Below are 23,830 nucleotides of genomic sequence, written 5' to 3' on the forward strand. Positions count from 1 at the left end.
CCCGAGATCCCGAGGGGATGACCATGACTCGTCCCATCACCGCCGGCGTGGACGGCTCCCCCGAGGCCCGGGCCGCCGCGGACTGGGCGGCCGTCGAGGCCGAGCGGCGCGGGCTGCCGCTGCGGCTGGTGCACGCCTGGATCACCGAGCCGATCTTCGTGCCGCCCATGCCCGACGAGGAGGCGGCCCGCGCCCTGCTGGACGAGACCAGCGACGCGCTCGCGGCCACCCACCCGGGGCTCACCATCACCACCGAGATGGTGCCCGAGGTGGCCACCACCGGGCTGATCAACAAGGCCGCCGACTCGGAGATGCTGGTCCTGGGCTCGCGCGGCCACTCGGCCATCGTCGGCTTCCTGCTCGGCTCGGTCGGCCTGCCCGTGATCGCCCACACCCGGCGGCCGGTCGTGATGGTCCGCTCCGGCACCCGCGAACGCGCCGACGAGGGCGACGAGGTCGTCGTCGCGATCAAGGACGCGGGCCCGGCCGCCCAGCCGCTGCTGGACTTCGCCTTCACCGCCGCGGTGGCGCGCGGCGCCACCGTGCGCGCCGTCCGGGCGTGGGGCACGCCGTCCCTGTTCGGCGCCGAGGTGCCCGGCAGCGTGGAGGAGAACGCCGCTGCGGCCGTCGATCTGGAGGCCGTGGAGAGCGGGGTGCTGACGGACGTGCTCATGCCGTGGCGGGAGCGCTACCCGGACGTCCCGGTCGTCGAGCAGGCCCGGTTCGGGAACGCGGCCGAGGTGCTGCTCTCGGCCGCCGCGTTCCGGGCCGGGCTGGTCGTCGTCGGCCGCCGGCTGCACCGCCCGGTGCTGGGCATGCGCGTCGGCCCGGTCGTGCACGCGGCGCTGCACCACGCCCGTTCCCCGGTCGCGGTCGTGCCCTACGACAACGAGCAGGAGGGGCCCGGGGAGGAGTGAGCCGGCCCGGGCCGGCTCAGGCGTGCGGCAGCGGCAGCAGCCGCTCCTCGCCCGGCGCCACGAGCACGGTGTCCTCGGCGAGCACCACCCGCACGGGCGACTCCTCCGTGGGCGGCACCCCGATCCACAACTGCCCCGGCTTCATCCGCACCCGCACGCCCACGCCCCGGTGCCGGATGGAGAACCCGAACTCGGACAGCTCCGGCAGCGGCGCCGGGTTCAGCCAGAGCGAACCCTCCCGGGTCTCCAGCCCGGCCAGCCCCCGTTGCACCAGGTCCAGCGTGCCGGCCATGGCGCCCAGATGGATGCCCTCCGCCGTCGTGCCGCCCTGGAGGTCGGCCACGTCGCCGGCCAGCGCCTCCTTCACATGCGTCCAGGCCCGGCCGGGCCTGATCCGGGCCAGCACCCAGGCGTGCACGACGCCGCTGAGCGTGGAGCCGTGGCTGGTGCGCGCCAGGTAGTAGTCCACCGTCCGCCGCCACAGGTCGTCGTCCAGTGCGTAGCCGAGCCGCGCGAACATCTCCGCCAGCTCGCCCGGCGAGAACAGGTAGCCCAGCATCAGCACATCGGCCTGCTTGGACGCCTGGTAGCGGTTGACCGTGTCGCCCTCCGACTCCAGGATCCGGTCCAGCCGCCGGATGTCGCCGTACCGCTGCCGGTAGCCGTCCCAGTCCAGTTCCGCCAGCTCGCCATAGCCGTCGAACTGGCTGACCACTCCCCGGTGGAACGGCACCCGCAGCCGCCGCGACACCTCGTCCCACCGCTCCAGCTCCTCCGGGCCCAGCGCGATCCGTTCGAACAGCTCGCGCCGGCGCGCGGCGGGCAGCGTGCGGGCCAGGTCCAGCGCGCGGGCCAGCACCCAGGCCGCCGTCACATTGGTGTACGCGTTGTCGTCCAGGCCCGGCCCGGAGGCGTCCGGGTAGCCCTCGTGGTACTCGTCGGGACCCACCACGCCCTTGATCCGGTACCGCTCGTACGCGCCGTCGTACTCGGCCGTGCCCGCCCAGAACCGGGCGATCTGGAACAGCATCTCGGCGCCCCGGGAATGCGTGAACTCGGTGTCCCCGGTGGCCTGTCCGTACCGCCACACGTTGTACGCCACGGCCGAGCCGACATGGTGCTGGAGCCGGGAGTTGTCCGGCAGCCAGCGCCCGGAGCGCGGGTTCAGATGGACCTGTGGCGTCTCCTCCCGCCCGTCGCTGCCGCTCTGCCACGGGTACATCGCCCCCGGCCGGCCGGCCGCGCGCGCCGCCCGGCACGCCGCTGGCAGCCGCCGGTGCCGGTAGGACATCAGCGCCCGGGACAGATCCGGGAAGTGCAGGTTCAGATACGGCAGCACGAACAGCTCGTCCCAGAACACATGCCCCCGGTACGCCTCCCCGTGCAGCCCGCGCGCGGGCACCCCCACGTCCAGCTCGGTGGTGTGCCCGGGCGACAGCGTCTGGAGCAGATGGAACAGATGCAGCCGCAGCACCCGCCCCGCCTGCCCCGGCACCTCCAGCTCCGACCGCCGCCACAGCCGGTCCCAGGCGCCCGCGTGCGTGTCGAGCAGCCCCGCGAAGTCCGGTGCCTCCCGCGCCCGTTCGACCGCCGCCTCCAGCGGGCTGCCGATCGCCCGGTCCCGCGAGGTGTGCAGCGCGACGGTCTTCTCCACCGTCACCGGCCGCCCCGGCGCGATCGGCAGTGTCAGCCGGTGCCCGGCCCGGAAGTCCCCCAGCCGCGTGCGGACGTCCTCCGGCGCGCCTTCCGGCACGGACCGCGTCCGCGCCGCCAGCACGATCCGCACGTCCGAGACGCTGCTGCGGCACCGCAGCCACACGATGTCCGGCTCCGCGCTGCCCGTGCCCATCCGCGTCAGATGGCGGCTGGCCAGGTCCCGGTAACGCGCCACGCCCGTGTTGCCGACCATGCCGTCGATCGCCGAGTCCACCTCGATGGTGCCCGTCCAGTCCTCGGCGGTGAACGTCGTCCGCAGCGCCGCCAGATGCGGATCGGCCATGTGCACCAGCCGGGACTGCTCCACGCCCGTGTGCCGCCCGTGCCGGTCCCGGTACCGCAACCGCCGCGTCAGCGTGCCGCGCCGCAGGTCCAGCGCCTGCCGGTAGCGCAGCAGCCCGCCGATGTCGTGGTCCGGCGTGAACCACTCGCCGTCCGGCCCGTCCGCGGGGTGCGGCCGGAAGCCCAGGACGAGCCAGTTCGGCAGGTTCACCATCTCCTCGTGTTCCAGCCGCCGCCCGGCCAGCGAGGTGCCCAGCCGGTTGTACAGGCCGGCGGCGTAGGTGCCCGGGTAGTGCGCCGGGCCCGCCACGGTCTCGGGCGCCGCGCCGCGCGTGGCGAAGTAGCCGTTGCCCAGCGTGCACAGCGCCTCCCGCAGCCGCTCGGTGCGCGGGTCGTACCCCTCGTACTCCCACGTCCAGTCAGCCACGCCGCGCCTCACTCCCCACCAGCTCGCCCAGGTCGTCGACCACCACGTCCGCGCCGTGCTCGCGCAGGTCGTCGGCGCTCGTCGGCCCGGCCGCCCGGTCCACGCCCACCACCAGCCCGAACCCGCCGCGCCGCCCGGCCTCCACCCCGGCCAGCGCGTCCTCGACCACCGCCGCCTCGCCGGCCGGCACGCACAGCCGCCGCGCCGCCTCCAGGAACAGCCCCGGATCCGGCTTGCCCGAAAGCCCCAGCCGCGCCACGTCGTTGCCGTCCACGACCGTCTGGAGCAACGACCGCACCCCGGCGCGCGCCAGCAGGTCCCGGGCGTGCCGGGACGCGGAGACGGCGGCGCACCGCACGCCGGCGCCGTGCAGCGCGATGAGCAGCCGGACGGTACCGGGCCACACGTCCACGCCCTCCTCGCCGAGCATCCGGACGAAGGCGCGCTCCTTGCGGGCCGCGACCTCGCACACGGTGTCCGTGCCGGGCCCGTCGTCCGGGTCCCCGGCCGACAGCCGCAGGCCACGCGCGGCGAGGAAGGCGGTGGCGCCGTCCAGTCGCGACTTCCCGTCCACATAGCGCCGGTAGTCCTCGCGCACGTCGAACGGCGGGTCCACCCCGGGTACGGCGTCGAACGCCTCTTTCCAGGCGGCGGCGTGCACCCGGGCCGAATCGGTGATCACCCCGTCGGTGTCGAACACCACCGCGCGGCACGTCCATAGCTCGGGCACAACGACCACCACAGCCTCCCGGGGGTCTGTCGGGGCCACTCCCCTCCATGGGAACGCAGCCGCCGCCCGCCCGCAAACGGGTGGCCCTCGGGCGGGCCTCAGCCCAGGTGGACGCGCCGCCCGGTGACCCGCCCCGGGATCAGCCGCACCCACAGGTCGCGCTTGCCCGGCTCCCACTCCTCGCCGAGGCGCCCGGCGACCTCCCGGATCTCCGCCGGGTCGGTGATCCGCCGCGTCGCGCCGACGAGCAGCACGCTCCAGCCGACGCCCTGGGTCTCGTCCAGGTGGTCCACCTCGAACGCCGTCTCCCCCGCCTCGTCCGCGAACGACGGCCCGGCGGCGGGGTCCGTACGGAAGACGACGTCGCTCGCGACGAGCGCGTAGGTCACCGGCACGATCGCCGGCCCCTCCGCCGTCTCCAGCGAGACCCGCCCGACGCGGTGCTCGGCGGCCAGCGCGTAGCACTGGTCGGGGTCGAGCTCGACCATCTCCCCCCGCGGCGCGGCCCGCCCGGCCGCCGGGGGTGTCTCGGAGCCCGTCAGCTCCGCCACGCTCATGTTCAGCGCCCGTGCCACCCGGGTGAGCGAGGCCGGGCTGGGCGAGGCGGGCCGTTCCTCCAGATACCGCAGATACTGCGGCGCGATCCCGGCCCGCTCGGCCACCGCCTGCCGGCTCAGCCCGAGCTGCTCCCGCCGCTGCACGACCCGCCGCCCGATATCGCTGCGAGGATCCCGCGTCTCGCCGGCCACCGGCATCACCTCCGACCCAACCCCCAGGATCCCCGCACCGGGCCGAGACCGCTCGTCGGACACCGCGGCGCGCAGGCCCAAAGCCGGTACGGGTACCCGAACCGCGGATGCCGTAACGTCCCCAACTCCCGGGCGCGCACGCCCAGATAGCCGCCGCACAGCGCGCAGTGCATGCCCATGAGCTGGTACGGCCCCAGCCGCTCGAGCTCCGGCAGCGGTTCCTCGTTCACCATGCCCCACCCCCGGGCGAATCCAGCCATGTCCCGCACAGTGAATATCTGCCCACAGATCCCGTTCCGGACCCTTCCGGCGGGGGCGCGGTCGGGGTCGTTCAGCGCAGTACGGCACGGCGGCGCTCTTCCTCGGCATCGGCAACCAGGCATGGCCGGCCGCCCACGCGGCTCTCGTGGCCACGGTCGCCCACGGCCGGGAACGCGACGCCGCTCTCGCGGCGGGCCGCGCCCTGCGCAACGCCGGCCTGGGCGCGGGCGCGCTCCTCGCCACCGCGCTGCGGGCGCTGGCGGCCGTCGCCGGGCTCGCCTATCTCGTCGCGGCGGCCCTGGCGTGGCCGGTCCGCCTCCACGCACACCCGGCCGCCGCCACCCCGGCCGAGGACGGGAACGACGGGCCCGCACCCCGGATGCGCGCGCTGCTGGCCGCCAACGTGATCTACGTCTTCTGCCTCAACGTCCCCGAAATCGCGCTTCCCCTCGTCCTGGTAACGCAGTTGCACGCGTCCCCGGCGTGGTCGGCGGCCATCTTCGTGGCCAACACGGTGCTGGTGGCCACTCTCCAAGCCCCGGTCACCGCCCCGCTGTCCCGCTTCCCCCGGCGGACGGTGCTGGCTCTCGCCGGCGTGGTACTCACCGCTTCCTACCTCGGCTTCCTCGCGGCCACCTCACTGGGACACGGCCGGGGCCCCGCGGCCGTCGCCGCGGTGTCCGTGGTGTCCGTGGTGTGCGCCATCGGCGAGATCATCTACGCTGGCAGCGCCACCGCACTCGTCACGGCCCACGCACCCCACGGCCGCCAAGGCCGCCCGCAGGGCCGTTCAGCCGAGTGGCAACGACCCGAGTGGGCCGCCGGCTATGGAGTCGCGGCAGCGTTCGCAGTCCGTGTTGGCGCAGTGCGTGATCGTCTGGTCGGCGGCCATCGTGGCGGATGCCGTGGCCAGTGCCTCGTGGGCCGGGAAGGCCGTCCATGGCGACGAGCCGACGCGGGTGGTGCGGGCCAGGGGGCGCAGGTGGTCGGTGAGGCGGGGGAAGCCGTCGGAGCAGGAGCCGGCCTCGACCGGGGCGGTCCTGCCGTCCGCCGTCTTGGCCCAGCGGACGAACAGGCGGCGACCGGACTGCCGTTCGGCCAGGTGGAGGGCCGTCATCCGGTCGAGGCCGACGCCGATCAGCAGCACCGTGCCCCTTCGTTCCGCCAGGGCCCGGACGGGGCCGTACACGTCGGCGGGGCTCTGCGCCGCCGTGAGTTCGGCGGCCAGTGGGCCGAGTGCGGCGAACGAGTCGAGCGGGTGGTCGCCCCGGTGCGCGCCGGGGCGTGCGATCAGGGTGGCGGGCAGCGTTCCCATGCTGCGGTCGATCAGGCCGCAGTCGACGCTCCAGCCCCGGGGCACGGACGGCGGCGGATACGGGTGGTCGTAGTCGATGCCGTTGCGCTCCAGGCGGCGGTCCTTGGGCGCCGGCATCGAGAAGTGGCTCTCGGTGAACGAGGGGACCAGGACGGTGCAGCCGCGTTCGAGCAGCGCGTCCAGCACGCCGTCCGCGCCACCGTCCACCGGCTCGCCGAACGACCGCAGCGACGAATGCGTCATCACCGGCCGACCGGCCAGGTCCAACGCGTCGATGGCCGTGGCGAGTTGGGCTGCTGAGATCGCCATGGCGGCAACGTAGCCTGCCGGGATGAGCCATGTCGACGGGGTTGTCCTGCGCCCACTGGACGAGGAACTGCTGGAGGCGCTGCTTTCGGCGGCTGTCGCCGGGGCGGACCCGGCCGAGGTGATGCCGCCGGTGCCCGGCCCGGAGGGGTGGACGGCCGAACGGCGAGCGGCGTTCCGGCAGTTCCACCGGACGCGGTCGCTGTCGGCCGCGCCGGTGGAGCGCACCTGGGCCGTCGTGGTGGCCGCGCCGGAACGCGTCGTGGGCGCCGCCCGGCTGGCGCCGCTGCCGGACGGCGCGGTGGAGGCGGGTCTGTGGCTGGCCCGCGCGCACCGGGGCGCCGGGGTGGGCGGCGCGGTGCTGCGGCGCCTGGTGGAACTGGCCCGCGCCGCCGGCGCCGCCGCGCTCGTCGCGGAGACGACCGCGGACAACGCCGCGATGCGACGCATCCTGGCCGGCCTGGGCGCGACGGCGACCGTCCGGGGCGGCGCGGTGACGGCGCGCCTGCCGCTCAACGGCCGTGCCTAGCCGTGCCGTTCGCGCCAGGCGTCCAGGAGGCGGGCGGTCGAGCCGCCGATCGGGCCGACAGCGTCGGCCAGCGTGGCCGGGTCGGGCAGCCGGGCCTCGGCCACCGCGGCGACCGCCGCGCCCGGGTCGGTGATGGTGCTGGAGCAGACCGACAACAGGTAGTCGGGCACGGACAGTTCGGGGTCGGCGCAGCCGACCAGCGGGGTGCCGACCGCCGCGACCAGCGGGAAGACCGTGCCGGGGATGCCGATCGCGGCCTCGGCGCGGGCGGAGGCGGTGACGGACGGCACGGCGCTGATCTCGTAGCGGTCCCACAGCGAACGGTCCTCGCGCGGGTGCAGTCCGACGAGGATCCGCCGGCCCGCGGCGGCGAGCTTCTCCGCGCCGGCCAGCAGCAGTTCGGTGCCGGGGGCGGCGTCGCCCGTGGCGTCGGGGTGGGTGACGCTGGTGAGCACGAGCACCAGGCCCGGCTCGGGGCGGCGCGGCGGCAGGCCGTCGGTCTGTGGGGAGCCGACGACCCGCACCGGGCGGCGGGTGCCGAAGTAGGCGCTGAACGCCCGGCCCTCCGCCGCCGAGGAGGCGGTGAACAGGCGTATGCGACGGCGCAGTTCGCGGGCGCGCGGGGCCTCGATCGGCCGCTGGTAGGCCAGCGCGGACGCGATCAGCGGGAGCCGGCGGAAGTGCGCGGCGCAGTCGGCGGGCCAGTCGCCCGCGCCGGTGACGACGAGCAGGTCCGCCTCCGGCGCGTCGGCCGGCGTGGCGACGGGCACGGGGTCGCCGGGCGCGACGCCCGCGTAGTCGGGGACGAGTTGGGTGATCTGCCAGCGGCGCCGGGCGGCCTCGGCGAGCAGCGGCCTGACGTGGTAGGTGCCCCAGGGCTCGTTGGTGGCGACGAGAACCCTGAGCGGCCGGGCGGGGTGGGCGACGGCGGTTCCGCCGAGGGTGACGGCGGCGGTCCCGCCGAGGAGACCGCCGAGCACGGCGCGGCGTGAGAACGGGCCTTCGATCATGAACCGCACCGTAGTGGCCGGAATCGACCGGGGCGTTAACACCCGGGAACACCCCACCGGACGATGCGCCACCGAGTCCCGCAACCGGTCGCTGACCTGTGACAATTCGGCGGTTGAAGCGCGCACCGTCCCCCAACTACGGTCGGTTCGGCACATGAACGAGCCACGAACGAGCCACCACCACCGGATCGAGGGACGCATGGCCGGCCTGGCCGCCGAGCACCGCGGGGCGCCCGCCCCGCCCAAGCCCCCCGTACGGCCCGGGACCGGCGGCACCGACCCCGCCGCGGCGCGCGGCCTGGATCCGGCCACCGGGAGCGTGGTCCTCGGCGCGGTCGACATCGAGCTGCCCGGCGTGCTGCCCCTCGTTCTCGAACGGCACTTCCACGGCCGGCGCCGGTCCGGGCGGCGCTTCGGGAAGGCGTGGGCCTCGACGCTCGACCAGTGCCTGGTGCTGCGCCCGCGCGGCGTGCGCCTTCTCACCGAGGACGGCCGGGTGCTGGAGTACCCCGTGCCCCCGCCCGGCACGGCGGTGCTGCCGGTGACCGGGCCGCGCTGGCCGCTGGAGTGGGACGGGGCGCCCGGCGGGCCGATGACCGTGCGGCGGCCGGAGACCGGCCGCGCCCTGCGGTACGCACCGGTGCCGGGGGCGCCCGGCGCCGCGCTGCCGCTGATCGCCGTCGAGGACCGGAACGGCAATGGCGTCCGCGTCGAGTACGACGGGGACGGCCTGCCGTGCGCGGTCGCGGGCACCGACGGGCACCGCGTCGCCGTGGGCACCGAGGACGGCCGCGTCACCGGGCTGTGGCTGCCCGGCGAGCCGGGCGAGCCGCCGCTGCGCCGCTTCCACTACGACGCGGCCGGCCGGCTCTGCGCGGTGGAGGGGCCGAACGGCCCGGCGGCAAAGCTGAGTTACGACGCGAACGGGCGGCTGACCGGCTATGCGGACGGCACCGGCGAGGGCTGCCGCTACACCTACGGCGGCGACGGCCGCGTCACGGCGGTCGAGGGGCCGGACGGCCGGGGCACCGCCACGCCGGCGCACGACCCGGGTGAGCGCCGCACCAGCCTGACCGACTCGCTGGGCCACACGACGGTGTACGCGTACGACGAGCACCGCCGGATCGTGGCCGTCACCGATCCGCTCGGGCAAACGACGCGCTGGGAGTGGGACGAACTCGGCCGGCCCGTCGGCGTGATCGACCCGCTGGGCCGCGCCACGCGGTACGCCTACGGCGCGTCCGGCGGCGTCGCGTCCGTCACCCACCCGGACGGCACGGTCGTCCGGGCCGAGTACGACGCGCTGGGCCGGGTCACGGCCGTTGTCCAAGAGGACGGCGAACGCTGGGAGTTCACCCTGGACGAGCGGGGCAACCGGCGCTCGGAGCGCGCGCCGGACGGCACCGTCACCACCTTCGGGCTGGACGCGCGCGGGGCGCGCGTCGCGGTCACCGACGCGCTGGGCGGGGTGTGGCGGATCGAGCCGGACGCCGCCGGGCGGCCCGCCGCCGTCACCGATCCGACGGGCCGGACCACGCGCGCGGCGGCCGGACCGGCGCCCGCGCCACGGCCGGCGGACGACGTCGAACTGACCCGTGTCACCGACTCCGAGGGGCGGCCGACCTGCCTCACCGACGCGCGCGGTACCTCCTGGACCTACGCGTACGACCCGGCCGGCCGCCTGGTCGAGGAGTCCGACTCGACGGGCCACTCGGTGCGTTACCGCCATGACGCCGCCGGGCAGCCCGTGGGCTGGACCAACAGCGCGGGCCAGCGCGTCTCCCACACCTTCGACGGGCGCGGGCGGCTGGTCGAGCAGCGCTCGGACTCCGACATCGCCCGCTTCCGCTACGACGCGGCCGGCCGCCTGGTCTCGGCGGCCAACGGCGAGACCGAGGTGAGCTGGGAGCGGGACGCCGCGACGGGCGCGGTCCTCGCCGAAACGTGCAACGGCCGTACGGTGCGCTTCCGTTACGACGCGCTGGGGCGGCTGACCGAGCGGCAGGCGCCTTCGGGTGCGGTCGGCCGCTTCGAGTACGACGGCGCGGGGCGCCCGGCCTGCTTGCGCGCCGGTGAGCTGTGCCTGGAGTTCGCGTACGACGCCGGGGGGTGCGAGACCGAGCGCCGCCTGGGCGGAACGGAGGCGGCGCTGCGGCAGGAGTGGAACGCGGCGGGCCGGCTCGTCGCGCAGGTGCTGCCGACGGGGGCGCGCCGGGTCTTCCGGTACCGGGAGGACGGCCTGCCGGTCGCCGTGGAGGATCCGGCGGCGGGCACGCTGGCGCTCTCGCTGGACGCAGGCGGGCGGGTGCTGGCGGCCGAAGGGCCGGGCGGGCGCGTGGAGTTCACCCATGACCCGGACGGCGGCCTGGCCGGTGCCGGGTCCCGCACGGACGGCCAGGGCCGGGTGGTCCAGGCGGCGGGCGGGCGCGGCCTGAGCTGGGACGCGCTGGACCGGCTGACGGACGTGGTGACGCCCGAGGGGCAGCACTGGCACTACGTGTACGACCCGCTGGGGCGCCGCGTCGCCAAGCAACTGCTGGACGACTACGGCTCGGTGGTGGAGCAGACGGTCTTCGTGTGGGAGGGCGTCAAGCTGGCCGAGGAGATCGCGCCGGACGGCTCGGCGGTCGGCTGGCACTGGGCGCGCCGGGGGCACCGGCCACTGGCCCGGACCGAACACGGCGACGGCGGGCGGGACTTCGCGATCGTGACGGATGCGATCGGGACCCCGAGCGAGCTGGTGGACGCGGCGGGCGGGGTCGCCTGGCGCCGCCGGGCGTCGTTCTGGGGGGCGCCGGAGGGCGGGGCGGACGCGATGGCGCTGTGCCCGTTCGGCTTCCCGGGCCAGTATCTGGACGGCGAGACGGGGCTGTTCCACAACGGCCGCCGCTACTACGACCCGGCCGCCGCCCGTTATCTGTCCCCCGACCCGCGGGGCCTGGGCCCGGCGCCCTACGCCTATGTGACCCACCCGCTGGCCTTCGCCGCGCCCCTCGGCCTGCCCGGCGGAACGCCGGAGCGGGCGCCGGCGTTCACCCCGGGTGATGTGCCGGGGCCCGACCAGGTGCTCAGGGCTCGATGGTGACGCGGAAAACGGGGTGGTTCGGCGCGATGCGGCGCAGGTCCTCCTCCGGGGAGTCGGGGCCGACGCCGTTGAAGAAGACGCCGACCTCGGCCTTCCACCGCTTGAGGTAGGCGCGCAGCAGCTCCGGCTTCTCACTGTCGGCCACCTCCTCGGCGGTGAAGGTGTCGACCCGCTTGCCGAGGAGGAGCCGGCCGCCGCCGGCCGCCCGCATGTTGTGCGTCCACTGCACATGGCCGCGCGGGGCGACGAGATACTGACGGCCGTCCACCGTGAGCAGGTTGACCGGGGTGGTGCGCCATTCGCCGCTCTTCCGGCCGCGCACGGCGAGCACCCGGGAGCCCCAGACGCTCAGCCCGCGCCGGGTGAGGAAGGCGACGAACGGGTTGAAGACCTTGTTGGTGATCCAGCCGGGCTTCTTGACGTGGGCCTGGGCGCTCATGAGGGGCTCCTTCAACTGTGAGCAGTGCTCTCGGTTGCGAACAGCCTGCCGGAAGCGCCGCTCGAAAGCAAGAGCAGCGCTCTCGTTATTGTTCAGCGCTCCGGGCGAGTGGCAGACTGAGGGCATGACTGCGATCCAAGGGGCCAGGGAGCGGGCCAGGCGCGAAGTGACCGCGGCGATCAAGGAGGAGGCGCGGCGCAGGATCGCCGCGGAGGGCGCGGCCAAGCTGTCGCTGCGGGCCGTGGCCCGCGAGCTGGGCATGGCGTCCTCGGCTCTCTACCGGTACTTCCCGAGCCGTGACGACCTGCTGACCGCGCTGATCATCGACAGCTACGACGCCCTGGGCGAGGCCGCCGAGGCCGCGCTCGCCGCCGTGCCGCCGACCGAGCCGGCACGGCGGTGGACCGAGGTGTGCCGGGCCGTGCGCGCCTGGGCGCTGGCGCACCCCCACGAGTACGCGCTGATCCACGGCACGCCCGTGCCGGGCTACGCCGCGCCCGCGGACACCAACCGGGCGGGCGCGCGCGTGCCGTTGGCCCTGCTGACCGTCGCCAGGGACGCGCACGGCGCGGGCCTGCTCGGCACGCCGCCGGGCGAGCCGCTGCCGGAGCCGGTGCGGGCGGAGGCCGCGGAGCTGGCCGGGGAGTACGCGCCGGGGCTGCCGGCCGCGGTGACGGCGGCGGTGGCGGCGGCCTGGGCGCAGCTCATCGGGCTGGTCAGCTTCGAGGTGTTCGGGCAGTTCAACGGCGTGGTGGAGCGGTCCCGCCCGGACTTCTTCGCGCACACCGCGCGCGGCCTGGCCACCGCCGCCGGACTGCCCTAGGCCCGGACTTCGCGGGTCACCCGATCGTGAAGATCAAGCGGTCCGAGCTGATCGCTCGCCGGTCGGAACCGTAGCGGTGGTGGCGGTCCCGGTCCGGCCCGGTCGAGATCGGACGCCGGGAGAGCGCTGCGGCGAACCTATTCAGCGATCTGCGAAGTCCGGGGCTGGGGGAGGTTGGGGGAGCCATCCGCCACTCGCTGATCCCCCGCGAATCATCAGACTGGCCCTGGGCCGCCGGCTAGCACGCCTCCGCGCGCGGGCGCACCATGGAGGGGTGGCATCCGACGAGGCTCGGCCCGGGCCAGGACTCGGGTACGCCCCGAGGGGCGGCCCCGGGCCGCTTGAGGTGGCCAACGCCGCCACCGTCGTGATCGGCCCGGGCGGCACGATCCTGGGCTGGACCCGGGCCGCGGAAGAGCTGCTCGGCTATCCGGCGGCCGAGGTGGTGGGCCGCTCCGCCGCCATGCTGCTGACGGCGCCCGGTGACCGGCTGCGGGCGGCCGCCGTGGCCCGCCGGTGCCGCACGGGGGCGAGCTGGGCCGGCACGGCGACCGTCCGCACCAGGGACGGGCGACGCGTCGAGGCCCAGCTGCGGGTCTCCCCGCCCTTCTCCCTCGACGACCGGGAGTGCTTCCTCGTCTCCGCCGGCGAGCGCCAGCCGTCGCACACCGTGAGCGAGTCGGTGCTCGAGGGGCTCCTCACCCGGTCGCCGATCGGTATGGCCGTGATGGACACCGAGCTGCGCTACGTGTGGATGAACGACACCCTCGAACGCGCCGGCGGCGTGCCGCGCGAACAGCGTCTCGGGCGCCGGCTGAGCGACCTGCTGCCCGGCCTGGACGCCGAGCAGCTCGAGGCGCTGATGCGCGAGGTACGGGACACCCGCACGCCGGTGATCGACCACGAGTACACGGGCTGGAGCTGGGCCGATCCGCAGCGCCTGCACGCCTACTCCACCTCGTTCTTCCCACTTGTCGACGACGAGGACCGGGTGATGGGCGTGTGCTACCTGGTCATGGACGTCACCGACCGGTGGGAGGCGCGGCAGCGCCTGGGGTTGATCAACGAGGCGAGTGGGCGCATCGGGAGCACGCTGGACATCGAGCGCACCGCGCAGGAGCTCGCCGACGTCGCCGTCCCCTCGCTGGCCGACTTCGCCGCCGTCGACCTGCTGGAGCCGGTGCTGCACGGCGACGAGCCGGCCGTCCTGCCCGTCGACCCCCGGCCCCTGATGCGGCGCTGCGGCCTGCGGTCGGTGCACGAGGGCGCCCCGGAGGCGGTCGCCAGGCTCGGCGAGCAGGTCGGCTTCCTGCCGCCACACCACGACAGCCGGTACCTGGCGGACGAGGACGCCATGCTGATCCCCTCACTGGACCCCGACGACGAGGCGTGGGCGCGGGAGTACCCGGAGCGTGCGCGGACGATGCGCGAGTTCGGACTGCACTCCCTGCTCGCCGTCCCCCTGCGGGCCCGCGGCGTGGTGCTCGGGCAGGCGGTCTTCCTGCGGTCGCGCAATCCCGCCCCCTTCGTGCCCGACGACCTGCTGCTCGCCCGCGAGCTGGTGGACCGGGCGGCGGTGTGCGTGGACAACGCCCGCCGCTACAGCCGGGAACGGGCCGCCGCGCTCGCCCTGCAGCGCAGCATGCTGCCGCGGCATCTGACCGGTGGGATCGCGCTCGACGTGGCGTCCCGGTACCTGCCGGCCCGGATCCGCGAGGGGGGAGGAGGCGTGGGCGGCGACTGGTTCGACGTGATCCCGCTCTCCGGGGCCAGGGCAGCCCTGGTCGTCGGCGACGTGGTGGGCCACGGCGTCACCGCGGCCGTGACGATGGGCCGGCTGCGGACGGCGGTGCGGACCCTCGCCGACATGGAACTGCCGCCGGAGGAGCTGCTGGCCCACCTCGACGACTGGGCGATCCGCGTCATCGAGGAGGAGGCGGGTGACCAGGCCGCCGCCGCGACCGTGCTGGGTGCCACCTGCCTGTACGCCGTCTACGACCCGATCGCGCGGCGGTGCACGTTGGCGAGGGCGGGCCACCCGCCGCCCGCCGTTGTCACCCCCGACGGCGACGTCACCTTTCCCGAACTCCCGGCCGGGCCTCCGCTGGGTCTCGGCGGGCTGCCCTTCGAGCCGGCCGAGTTCGAGCTGCCCGAGGGGAGCCTGATCGCGCTCTACAGCGACGGACTCGTCGAATCCCCAGACCAGGACATCGACGCCGGGATGGCCCGTCTCGGGCGGGTTCTGGCCCGCCCCGGACTGTCGCTGGACGAGCTGTGCACAGCGGCGACCCAGAGCCTCGGGCCCGGCCCGCCGTTCGACGACGTCACGCTGCTGCTGGCCCGCACCCACGCGCTGACCGCCGAGCGGGTCGCCTCCTTCGAGTTCCCCTCGGATCCAGCCGTGGTGGCCCAGGCCCGCGCCAGGACCGGGGAGCAGCTGGCGCACTGGGGCCTGGAGAACCTGACCATGACGGTGGAGCTGCTGGTCAGCGAGCTGGTCACCAACGCCATCCGGTACGCGAGCGGGCCGGTCAGACTGCGGCTCATCCGGCAGTCCGTCCTCACCTGCGAGGTGGCGGACGCCAGTAGCACCTCGCCGCGGCTGCGGCACCCAAGGACGCTGGACGAGGGTGGTCGCGGCCTGTTCCTGGTGGCCCAGCTCGCCCGCCGCTGGGGCACGCGCTACGTCGGCGACGGCAAGATCATCTGGGCCGAGCTGGACGTCCGCCCGGCGCAGCCGGGTGACGACCGTCCCGCGCGGGAGCGGGTCGCGGCCTGAGCCACGCGTGACCGTCCGAGAGCCCGGGCCTAGCTAGGGTCCGTCTTCGAAGGGGGCGTCCGTCCGCCCGCGGCTCCCCCAGGCCCTTGGGGCCTGGGAGGTACCCCCAGGTGCGTGCGATCGCAAGGCGCCGGATCGCCACTCGTACGAATGGGGGCACCTCCCAGCCGCCAGGCTGGGGGACGTACTTGGGCGGGCAGGGCGGCCTCTTCGAAGACGGGCCCCAGCACGGGAGACGCCCGGCGGTGGCGGGGAGCCACCGCCGGGCGGCGGGGGGTGGGAGGGATTGGACAGTGACGGTCAGGCCGCCTCGCAGGCCGCCCCGTTCAGACTGACCACGGGGGCGCTGTACACCGCTCCGCTGTTGGTCTGGAAGCCGAAGCTCAGGGAGCCGCCGGCCGGAATGCTGCCGTTGTACGACGCGTTCCGGGCCGTGACCGTGGTGCCGCTCTGGGTGAGCTGCGTGTTCCAGGAGCTGGTGACCGACTCCCCGGCCGGCAGGCTGAAGGTGACGGTCCAGCCGCTGACCGCCTCGTCCACGGTGACGCCGACCTGGACCACCGATCCGGCGTTCCAGCGGCTGGTCACCTGGTAGCTGGCGAGGCAGCCCTCGACCGGGTCGGGGTCCGGGTCGGGGTCGGGGTCCGTCGTGCCGCCGAGCGCGGTGAGCACCCCGTTGTACGAGGGCTTGGCGTTGTAGTTGTCGTCGTAGAGGCAGGCCGCGCCCTGGCCCGGGAAGACGCCCGGGACCCAGGAGTCCGCGTCGCCGAAGCCCCAGACGGTGACGCCCTGGCAGGCCGAGACGGCCAGGCAGGCGCTCACGACATTGCCGAACTGCGTGGCCTGCCGCTGGAGTTCGGCGCTGTCGGCCGGCATGTTGATGCGGATGTCGAGCTCGGTGATGTTGACTTCGAGCCCGAGCGCGGCGAACCGCTGCATGTTCGCCTGGAGGGTGCTGGGGATCTGGTCGAGGATGAAGTGCGACTGGAGACCCACGCAGTCGATGGGCACGCCCTGGCCGAGCAGCGACTGCACGAGGTTGTAGAGACCGTCGCTCTTGGCGTTGTCGCCCTCGACGTTGTAGTCGTTGATGCACAGCTTGGCGTTCGGGTCCGCGGCGTCGGCGGCGCGGAAGGCGTTGGCTATGTAGCTCTGCCCGATCGTCTGCTGGAACACCGACTGGCGCAGCGTGCCGTCCTCGTTGAACACCTCGTTGACGACGTCCCAGTACTCGACGTCGCCCTCGTAGTGGTTCATGACCTCGGTGATATGGGTGGTCATGATCGTGTTCAGCTCGGTGGCGTTGAACCCGCCGTTGGACACCCAGCTCGGGAGCTGGCTGTGCCAGACGAGGGTGTGGCCGTAGACCTGCTGGCCGTTCGCCTGTGCGAAGTCCACCAGGCGGTCGCCGGCCGCGAAGTTGAACGAGCCGCGGGACGGCTGGATGCTGTCCCACTTCATCACGTTCTCGGCCGTGACGCTGTTGAACTCGTTGGCGGCGATGTTGTTGTAGCGCGAGTCGCTGAGCCGGTGGTCGGCGACGGCCGTCCCGATGAACTTCCCCTTGGCATCGGCCGCTTCACGGAGCGTGGCGGCCTGGGCCGAGACATCCTGGGCTTGCGCGCTGCCGTGCATCACGGCGCCGGAGAGCAAGGCCCCGGCCGCGACGACGACTGCGGCTCTGCGCACCAGGGATAGCATTTTGTACCCCTTTCCTTGTCATGCCCCCGCAGGCTGACGGGGTCCGTTCTATGACCGACCCCTGGAGGCGTCAAGCCTTCCGGAATAATGTTGAAAAACTTCCGGAGTGCGGAACCCGACTGAAGAGGTGCTCATGACCGAGGAACGCAAGGTGACCATCACCGCGATCGCCAGGGAGGCGGGGGTCTCCGTGCCCACCGTCTCGCGCGTGGTGAACGGGCGGTCCGACGTCGCACCCGAAACCCGCGCAAAGGTCGAGGAGCTGCTGCGACAGTACGGTTACCGCCGCCGCACGCAGGCGCCCGGCGACCGGGCGGCGCTGCTCGATCTGGTCTTCAACGACCTCGACAGCCCCTGGGCGGTGGAGATCATCCGGGGTGTGGAGGAAGTGGCGCACGCGTCGGGGGTCGGCACAGTGGTTTCGGCCATTCACGACCGCGCCGGAGCGGCCCGGCAGTGGATGACGAACCTGCGGGCGCGGGCCTCGGACGGTGTGATTTTGGTCACCTCTGCTCTGGAGCCGGTGTTGCACAAGGAGCTGCACCGGCTCGGCGTTCCGATCGTCGTGGTGGACCCCGCGGGGGCGCCGGCGCTGGACGCGCCGACCATTGGCGCGACCAACTGGGCGGGCGGTCTGGCCGCCACCGAGCATTTGCTCCAGCTCGGCCACCGGCGCATCGGCTTCATCGCCGGGCCGCCGCGGCTGCTGTGCAGCCGGGCCCGGATGGACGGCTACCGGCAGGCGCTGGAGGCGGCCGGCGTGGGCCTGGACGAGGCGCTGATCGCGCCGGGCGACTTCTACCACGAGGCCGGGTTCAACGGCTGCCGGCGGCTGATGGAGCTGGCCGAGCCGCCGACGGCGGTCTTTGCCGCCAGCGACCAGATGGCGATGGGCGCGATCGAGGCGCTGCGCCAGTTCGGGCTGCGGGTTCCGCAGGACGTCAGCGTGGTCGGTTTCGATGATCTTCCGGAAATGCGCTGGTCGGCGCCGCCGCTCACCACGGTCCGGCAGCCACTCGCGGAAATGGGCAAAGTCGCCGCCCGCACCGTGCTCCGTCAGGCGCGCGGCGAGGAAATCGACTCCCCCCGGCTGGAGTTGGCGACCGAGCTGGTGGTGCGGGCCTCGACGGCACCCCCGCCGGCCTCGGCCTGAGCGCCTGCCTTAACCGACTTGTTGCCGTCCGCCCCGTTGACGTGGCGCACACATGTCCGTAACTTCCATCGGCATCTGCCCGATAATTTTCGGCGAGTTTCCGGAAGGTGTGCGATGCGAAGCCCTAACCCCTGGCGTTCCCGGCGAACCAGAACGTTGGCGGCGGCGGCCGCGCTGGCGGCGGCCGCCCCCCTCCTCGCGGCCTGCGGCAGCGACGGGCCGAGGAGCGGCGGTGGCGGCGGTGAGGCTCTGGAGGTCTGGGTCTACCAGGACGGCTCGACGACGATCCAGGAGGAGTTCGTCGAGAAGTTCAACGAGACCTCCGACATCGACGTCAACCTGACGCAGATCGCGGGCGACAGCTACCAGGAGCGGGCCCGCACCGCCATGGGCACGCCCAACGCCCCGGACATCTTCTTCAACTGGGGCGGCGGCAGCATCAGCGACTTCGTCGCCGAGGACATGCTGGTCGACCTCACCGACATCGTGGCCGAGGAGCCGGAGCTCCGGGACGGCTTCCTGCCCACCATCATGGACGCCGGCGCGGTGGACGGCCGCTACTACGGCGTCCCGATGCGCGGTGTGCAGCCCGTGATCCTCTTCTACAACAAGACCCTCTTCGCCGACGCCGGCCTGGAGCCCCCGAGCACCTGGGAGGCGTTCACCACCGCGGTCGAGACGTTCCAGGAGCAGGACGTCACCCCGGTCGCGCTCGGCGGGGCCGACATCTGGCCGAACATGATGTGGCTGGAGTACCTGCTGGACCGCGAGGGCGGCTCCGAGGTCTTCGACCGGATCCGCAACGGCGACGCCAGCGCCTGGGGCGACCCGGCCATGCTCGCCGCGGCCGAGACCGTCACCCAGCTCCTGGACGACGGCGCCTTCGGCAACGACTTCCGCTCCGTCGCCTACACCAACGACGGTGCCCCCACGTTCTTCGCGCAGGGCGAGGCCGCCATGCACCTGATGGGGAGCTGGGAGTTCGCCAACCAGCTCACCAACCAGCCGGAGTTCGCCGAGAGCGACCTGGGCTGGACGACCTTCCCCGCCGTCGAGGGCGGCGCCGGTGACCCCAGCGCCGTGGTCGGCAACCCCACCAACTACTGGTCGGTCAACTCCCAGGTCGAGGGCGAGCGGCTGGACGCCGCCGTGGAGTTCCTCAAGCTGCACGCCAGCGAGGAGTACGCCCAGGCCCTGATCGACAACGGTGACATCCCCGCCACCACCAACGCCGAAGAGCTGATCGGCTCCGCCCCGAACCCGGAGTACGCGCAGTTCCAGTGGGACATGATCTCGGGCGCCTCCAGCTTCACCCTCTCCTGGGACCAGGCCCTGCCGGCCTCGCAGGCCACGCCGATGCTCGACAGCATCGACAAGCTGTTCGGCGGCCAGCTCACGCCCCAGGAGTTCGTCGACTCCATGCAGGATCTGTAGGACCCATCTCGTGAAGCAGCGCACTTCCACCAAGCCGCGCGCCGGACGCCCAGGCATCGCCTGGGCGGTTCCGGGCGTGCTTTTCTTCGTCTTCTTCGCCGCCGCCCCGATGGCGATCGTCGCCTATCTGTCCTTCACGGACTGGGACGGCCTCAGCAACCCCTCCTGGACGGGTCTCGACAACTGGTCGAAGCTCTGGGAGGACGACAGCATGCGCAACGCCGTCTGGCTCAGCCTGCTGCTGACGGCGTTCACCTGGCTCACGCAGACCCCCGTCACCCTGCTCCTCGGAGTCTGGGCCGCGGGCCGGCAGCGCAACCGGGCCGTCCTGTCCGCGATCTTCTTCCTGCCGCTGCTGGCGTCCTCCGTGGCGCTGGCCCTGCTGTGGCGGACGATCTTCGACCCGAACTTCGGGCTCGCGCCGGACATCGCCGACCTGTTCAACCTGGACAGCGCCGACCTGCTGGGCACCCCGCGCGGGGCGTTCGCCGCCATCCTGTTCGTCACCGGCTGGCAGTTCGTCCCGTTCCACATGCTCATCTACCAGGGCGGCGTCCGGCAGATCCCCAGGTCCTTCTACGACGCGGCGGCCATGGACGGCGCCGGGACCATCCGGCAGTTCTTCCACATCACGCTGCCCCAACTGCGCAACACCATCGTCACCTCCACCGTGCTGATGGTGGTGGGCGCCCTGACCTACTTCGACACCGTGCTCATCCTCACCAGGGGCGGCCCCGGCGACTCCACCGAGATCGTGCCCTTCCTGATGTACGACACCGGCTTCCAGGCGTTCGACCTCGGCTACGCCAGCGCGATCGCCTGCGCCCTGGTCGCCGTGGCCACGGCCGCCTCGCTGCTGCTGGTCCGCCTCACCGGGTTCACCAGGATGCGCAGCACCCGGGAGGGGTTGTGACCCAGATCCTCGACAAGCGGCAGTCCGGCCACCAGGACAGCGCGCCCGGCGCGCGCCGGCCCGCCAGGCGAACGTTCCGGCTGCCCCGCCGCGCCAACTACGCGGCCGGAGCCGGCGCGCTGGTCTGGCTGGTCATCGTCGTCGTGCCGCTCTACGTCCTGGTCGCCTCGACGCTCCAGGACCGGCAGTCGTACCTGGACAACGGCCCGCTGTCGCTGCCCACCGACCCCAACCTCGACGCCTACCAGACCGTTCTGGAGGGCGACTTCCCGCGCTACCTGCTCAACACGCTGATCGTCACGGCCGCCTGCGCGGCCATCGCGATCACGCTGGCGGTCACCATCAGCTACAGCGTGGTGCGCACCCGTTCGCGGCTGTCCCAGCGGGTGTTCCAGCTCTTCCTGCTGGGCCTGGCGATCCCCGCCCAGGCGGTGATCATCCCCGTCTACCTGATCATCACCGAACTCCAGCTCTACGACACGCTGCTGGCGATCATCCTGCCGACGGCGGCGTTCTCCCTCCCGGTGGGCGTGCTGATCCTCGTCGGCACCATGCGCGACATCGACGAGGAACTGTACGAGTCGATGGCTCTCGACGGCGCGAGCCAGACCCGGATCCTGCTCCAGCTCGTGGTGCCGGTCTCCCGGGCGGGTATCTCCACGGTAGGGGTGTTCTCCGCCCTGTCCGCGTGGAACGGCTTCCTCTTCCCCCTGATCCTCACCCAGTCACCGGAGACGCGGGTGCTCACGCTCGGCCTGTACGACTTCGTCGGCGAATTCCGCATCGACATCCCGGCGCTGCTCGCCGCCGTCGTCCTGTCGATCGTGCCCATCTTCACTGCCTACCTGTTCGCCCGCCGTCAGCTGATCAACGGCCTGATGGGCGTCGGCGGCCGGTAACCATGGCCGCCCAGACAAGGAGCCTTATGCACCGCCCCTGGCAGGACACATCGCTTCCGGCCGAGACCCGCGCCGGTGAACTGCTGTCCCTGATGACTCTTGAGGAGAAGCTCGCGCAGCTCGTCGCCATCTGGCCGGGCTCGGAGACCGACGGTGACGAGGACGGCGGCGTCGCGCCGATGCAGGACGAGGTCAACGCCCTGCCGCCCGACCTCCAGGCGCTGCTCACAGTCGGCCTCGGCCAGCTCACCCGGCCGTTCGGCACCAACCCGGTGGAGCCCGCCGAGAAGGCGCGGGCGCTCGCCGACGACCAGCGCCGGATCGCCGCCGCGAACCGGTTCGCGATCCCGGCCCTGGCCCACGAGGAGTGCCTGACCGGCTTCGCCGCCTGGCAGGCCACCATCTTCCCCACCCCGCTGGCCTGGGGCGCCTCGTTCGACCCGGACCTGGTGGAGCACGCGGCCCGGCTCATCGGCGACTCGATGCGCTCGGTCGGCATCCACCAGGGCCTGTCCCCGGTGCTGGACGTGGTGCGCGACCCGCGCTGGGGGCGCACCGAGGAGAGCATCGGAGAGGACCCCTATCTGGTGGCCACCATCGCCACGGGCTATGTGCGCGGTCTTGAGGCGGCCGGCATCGTGTCCACGCTCAAGCACTTCGCGGGGCACGCCGGCTCGCGCGGCGCCCGCAACCACGCCCCCGTCTCCATAGGCCCGCGCGAGCTGGCGGAGATCGTGCTGCCGCCGTTCGAGATGGCCCTGCGCGAGGGCGGCGCCCGTTCCGTCATGGCCGCCTACAACGACCTCGACGGAATGCCGGCCACCGGCGACGCCGGGCTGCTGACCGAACTGCTGCGGGACCGCTGGGGGTTCACCGGCACGCTCGTGTCCGACTACTTCGCCATCTCCTTCCTCGAACTCACCCACCGCGTCGCCGGCTCCCCCGCCGAGGCCGCCGCGCAGGCCCTGGCCGCCGGCGTCGACGTCGAGCTGCCCGCGCAGCGCTGCTACGGCGACCCGCTGCTGAAGGCCGTGCAGTCCGGCGACGCCCCGGAGGAGCTGGTCGACCGCGCGGTGCTGCGCGTGCTCACCCAGAAGGCCGAGCTCGGCCTGCTCGACGCCGACTGGTCCCCCGAGCCGCCGGCCCTGGCCGACGGCGACGGGATCGACCTCGACCCGCCCGCCATGCGGGAGGTGGCCCGGCGCCTGGCCGAGGAGTCCGTGGTGCTCCTGGCCAACGGCAACGGCGCCCTGCCGCTGGCCCCGACCGCCCGCATCGCGGTCGCCGGCCCGCTGGCCGACGACGTCGCGCCGCTGATGGGCTGCTACACCTTCCCCCGCCACGTCGGCGTCAAGCACGCCGACCTCCCCGTCGGGGTGGAGATGGCCACGCCGCTGGCCGCGCTGCGCGACGAACTGCCGGACGCCGAGATCACCCTCGTCACCGAACCCGCCCAGGCCGCCGGCGCGGATGTCTGCGTCCTGTTCGCCGCCGACCGCTCCGGGCTCTTCGGCCGCGGCACCTCGGGCGAGGGCTGCGACGCCACCGACCTGGACCTCCCCGACGGTCAGGGGGAGTTGCTGGAGGAGCTGCTGGCCACCGGGACCCCCGTGGTGCTGGTGCTGCTGACCGGACGGCCCTACGCCCTGGGCCGTTACGCGGACCGCCTCGCCGCCGCCGTACAGGCGTTCTTCCCCGGCGAGGAGGGCGGGGGCGCGGTCGCCGGCGTGCTCTCCGGACGGATCAACCCCTCCGGACGACTGCCCGTCGGCGTCCCGCGCCTCCCCGGCGCCCAGCCCGCGCCCTACCTGGCGCCGCCGCTCGGCCAGAAGGGCGACGCCAGCAACATCGACCCGACGCCGCTCTACCCGTTCGGCCACGGCCTGTCCTACACGGCCTTCTCCTGGGAGGCGGCGGGCAGCGACGCCACCGCGCTGGAGACGGACGGCGAGACGACGATCCGGCTGACGGTGACCAACACCGGCGACCGGGCCGGGACCGAGGTCGTCCAGCTCTACCTGCACGACCCCGTCGCCCGGATCGCCCGGCCGGTGAACCGGCTCATCGGCTACGCCCGGGTCGACCTGGAGGCGGGCGCCTCGGCCGAGGTGCGGTTCGCCTTCCACGCCGACCTCGCGGCCTATCCGCTGGACCGGGACCGGCGCCTCGTCGAGCCCGGCGCGCTGGAGCTCCGCCTCGGCGCCTCCGTCGGGGACATCCGGCACACCCTGCCGGTGACCCTGACCGGCGCCGAACGGATCATCGGTTACGACCGCCGTATGCGCTGCTCCGCCACCGTGGACCCGCGGCAGCACCCGAGCCCATACGGAAAGTAACCGTCTCGCCACTCGCCGCGGTGCGG

At 73.7% G+C, this 23,830-nt stretch carries 17 protein-coding genes and 1 pseudogene; 11 read left to right on the top strand and 7 right to left on the bottom strand.

The features are described from left to right. Positions 1–23: 23 nt before the first annotated feature. Positions 24–917 (top strand): universal stress protein, encoded by an 894-nt coding sequence (locus tag RM590_RS21860; protein ID WP_311706356.1) that lies wholly within the window; start codon positions 24–26, stop codon positions 915–917. 16 nt (positions 918–933) lie between these two features. On the opposite strand, the gene RM590_RS21865 is transcribed toward RM590_RS21860, so the two are convergent. From RM590_RS21865 to RM590_RS21875, 3 genes are all read right to left on the bottom strand, one after another. After that, on the bottom strand, positions 934–3,342 hold the full coding sequence (locus RM590_RS21865; RefSeq protein WP_311706357.1) for a glycoside hydrolase family 65 protein: 2,409 nt from the start codon (positions 3,340–3,342) through the stop codon (positions 934–936). Next, a complete protein-coding gene (locus tag RM590_RS21870; RefSeq protein ID WP_311706358.1) occupies positions 3,335–4,081 on the bottom strand; it encodes an HAD family hydrolase in 747 nt (248 codons plus the stop codon). The genes RM590_RS21865 and RM590_RS21870 overlap by 8 nt, the downstream gene beginning before the upstream one ends. Positions 4,082–4,170: 89 nt before the next feature. After that, positions 4,171–4,827: a helix-turn-helix domain-containing protein gene (locus RM590_RS21875; protein WP_394813930.1), complete on the bottom strand. Its 657-nt coding sequence runs from the start codon at positions 4,825–4,827 to the stop codon at positions 4,171–4,173. Between the two features lie 334 nt (positions 4,828–5,161). On the opposite strand from RM590_RS21875, the pseudogene RM590_RS21880 reads away from it, so the two are divergent. Continuing rightward, positions 5,162–5,843 (top strand): annotated as a pseudogene (locus tag RM590_RS21880) (MFS transporter); the annotation flags it as partial. 29 nt (positions 5,844–5,872) lie between these two features. Here the strand turns inward: RM590_RS21880 and RM590_RS21885 are convergent. After that, a complete protein-coding gene (locus RM590_RS21885) occupies positions 5,873–6,706 on the bottom strand; it encodes an AAC(3) family N-acetyltransferase (RefSeq protein WP_311706360.1) in 834 nt (277 codons plus the stop codon). A 22-nt stretch (positions 6,707–6,728) separates the two neighbouring features. On the opposite strand from RM590_RS21885, the gene RM590_RS21890 reads away from it, so the two are divergent. Beyond that, the gene (locus tag RM590_RS21890) at positions 6,729–7,232 is read left to right on the top strand and encodes a GNAT family N-acetyltransferase (RefSeq protein ID WP_311706361.1); all 504 of its coding nucleotides are present in this window, start codon (positions 6,729–6,731) and stop codon (positions 7,230–7,232) included. On the opposite strand, the gene RM590_RS21895 is transcribed toward RM590_RS21890, so the two are convergent. Then, entirely contained in the window at positions 7,229–8,242 is a 1,014-nt protein-coding gene (locus tag RM590_RS21895) for a hypothetical protein (RefSeq protein WP_311706362.1), read from the bottom strand. The genes RM590_RS21890 and RM590_RS21895 overlap by 4 nt on opposite strands. Before the next feature lie 154 nt (positions 8,243–8,396). Here RM590_RS21895 and RM590_RS21900 point away from each other — a divergent pair, with 154 nt between their 5' ends. Beyond that, positions 8,397–11,327 (top strand): RHS repeat-associated core domain-containing protein, encoded by a 2,931-nt coding sequence (locus RM590_RS21900; RefSeq protein ID WP_311706363.1) that lies wholly within the window; start codon positions 8,397–8,399, stop codon positions 11,325–11,327. On the opposite strand, the gene RM590_RS21905 is transcribed toward RM590_RS21900, so the two are convergent. Beyond that, positions 11,311–11,766, bottom strand: a complete 456-nt coding sequence (locus RM590_RS21905) for a nitroreductase family deazaflavin-dependent oxidoreductase (RefSeq protein WP_311706364.1) — start codon at positions 11,764–11,766, stop codon at positions 11,311–11,313. The two genes, RM590_RS21900 and RM590_RS21905, sit on opposite strands and share 17 nt — an antisense overlap. Before the next feature lie 124 nt (positions 11,767–11,890). Here RM590_RS21905 and RM590_RS21910 point away from each other — a divergent pair, with 124 nt between their 5' ends. Together RM590_RS21910 and RM590_RS21915 are read left to right on the top strand one after the other, a co-directional pair. Next, a complete protein-coding gene (locus tag RM590_RS21910; RefSeq protein ID WP_311706365.1) occupies positions 11,891–12,589 on the top strand; it encodes a TetR/AcrR family transcriptional regulator in 699 nt (232 codons plus the stop codon). A 274-nt stretch (positions 12,590–12,863) separates the two neighbouring features. Next, positions 12,864–15,368: a SpoIIE family protein phosphatase gene (locus RM590_RS21915; protein WP_394813931.1), complete on the top strand. Its 2,505-nt coding sequence runs from the start codon at positions 12,864–12,866 to the stop codon at positions 15,366–15,368. Positions 15,369–15,668: 300 nt separating this feature from the next. On the opposite strand, the gene RM590_RS21920 is transcribed toward RM590_RS21915, so the two are convergent. Then, positions 15,669–17,057, bottom strand: coding sequence for an endo-1,4-beta-xylanase (locus RM590_RS21920; RefSeq protein WP_311706366.1), 1,389 nt, complete (start codon positions 17,055–17,057; stop codon positions 15,669–15,671). A 145-nt stretch (positions 17,058–17,202) separates the two neighbouring features. On the opposite strand from RM590_RS21920, the gene RM590_RS21925 reads away from it, so the two are divergent. From RM590_RS21925 to RM590_RS21945, 5 genes are all read left to right on the top strand, one after another. Then, entirely contained in the window at positions 17,203–18,222 is a 1,020-nt protein-coding gene (locus RM590_RS21925) for a LacI family DNA-binding transcriptional regulator (RefSeq protein ID WP_311706367.1), read from the top strand. A 114-nt stretch (positions 18,223–18,336) separates the two neighbouring features. After that, positions 18,337–19,656: an extracellular solute-binding protein gene (locus tag RM590_RS21930; RefSeq protein ID WP_311706368.1), complete on the top strand. Its 1,320-nt coding sequence runs from the start codon at positions 18,337–18,339 to the stop codon at positions 19,654–19,656. Positions 19,657–19,666: 10 nt separating this feature from the next. Then, positions 19,667–20,569, top strand: a complete 903-nt coding sequence (locus tag RM590_RS21935; protein WP_311706369.1) for a carbohydrate ABC transporter permease — start codon at positions 19,667–19,669, stop codon at positions 20,567–20,569. Beyond that, entirely contained in the window at positions 20,566–21,468 is a 903-nt protein-coding gene (locus tag RM590_RS21940) for a carbohydrate ABC transporter permease (RefSeq protein ID WP_394813932.1), read from the top strand. Before RM590_RS21935 ends, RM590_RS21940 begins: the two co-directional genes overlap by 4 nt. Before the next feature lie 26 nt (positions 21,469–21,494). Further along, entirely contained in the window at positions 21,495–23,804 is a 2,310-nt protein-coding gene (locus RM590_RS21945; RefSeq protein WP_311706370.1) for a beta-xylosidase/alpha-l-arabinosidase, read from the top strand. The last annotated feature ends 26 nt before the right edge of the window (positions 23,805–23,830 follow it).

The sequence above is a fragment of the Streptomyces litchfieldiae genome (assembly GCF_031845365.1).
Taxonomy (GTDB): Bacteria; Actinomycetota; Actinomycetes; order Streptomycetales; family Streptomycetaceae; genus Streptomyces; species Streptomyces litchfieldiae.

Bases quoted from the DNA above. Each gene is read 5' to 3' on its own strand.
- RM590_RS21860 (WP_311706356.1), top strand. From the start codon at position 24: ATGACTCGTCCCATCACCGCCGGCGTGGACGGCTCCCCCGAGGCCCGG.
- RM590_RS21875 (WP_394813930.1), bottom strand. From the start codon at position 4,827: ATGCCGGTGGCCGGCGAGACGCGGGATCCTCGCAGCGATATCGGGCGG.
- RM590_RS21885 (WP_311706360.1), bottom strand. From the start codon at position 6,706: ATGGCGATCTCAGCAGCCCAACTCGCCACGGCCATCGACGCGTTGGAC.
- RM590_RS21890 (WP_311706361.1), top strand. From the start codon at position 6,729: ATGAGCCATGTCGACGGGGTTGTCCTGCGCCCACTGGACGAGGAACTG.
- RM590_RS21895 (WP_311706362.1), bottom strand. From the start codon at position 8,242: ATGATCGAAGGCCCGTTCTCACGCCGCGCCGTGCTCGGCGGTCTCCTC.
- RM590_RS21900 (WP_311706363.1), top strand. From the start codon at position 8,397: ATGAACGAGCCACGAACGAGCCACCACCACCGGATCGAGGGACGCATG.
- RM590_RS21905 (WP_311706364.1), bottom strand. From the start codon at position 11,766: ATGAGCGCCCAGGCCCACGTCAAGAAGCCCGGCTGGATCACCAACAAG.
- RM590_RS21910 (WP_311706365.1), top strand. From the start codon at position 11,891: ATGACTGCGATCCAAGGGGCCAGGGAGCGGGCCAGGCGCGAAGTGACC.
- RM590_RS21925 (WP_311706367.1), top strand. From the start codon at position 17,203: ATGACCGAGGAACGCAAGGTGACCATCACCGCGATCGCCAGGGAGGCG.
- RM590_RS21930 (WP_311706368.1), top strand. From the start codon at position 18,337: ATGCGAAGCCCTAACCCCTGGCGTTCCCGGCGAACCAGAACGTTGGCG.
- RM590_RS21945 (WP_311706370.1), top strand. From the start codon at position 21,495: ATGCACCGCCCCTGGCAGGACACATCGCTTCCGGCCGAGACCCGCGCC.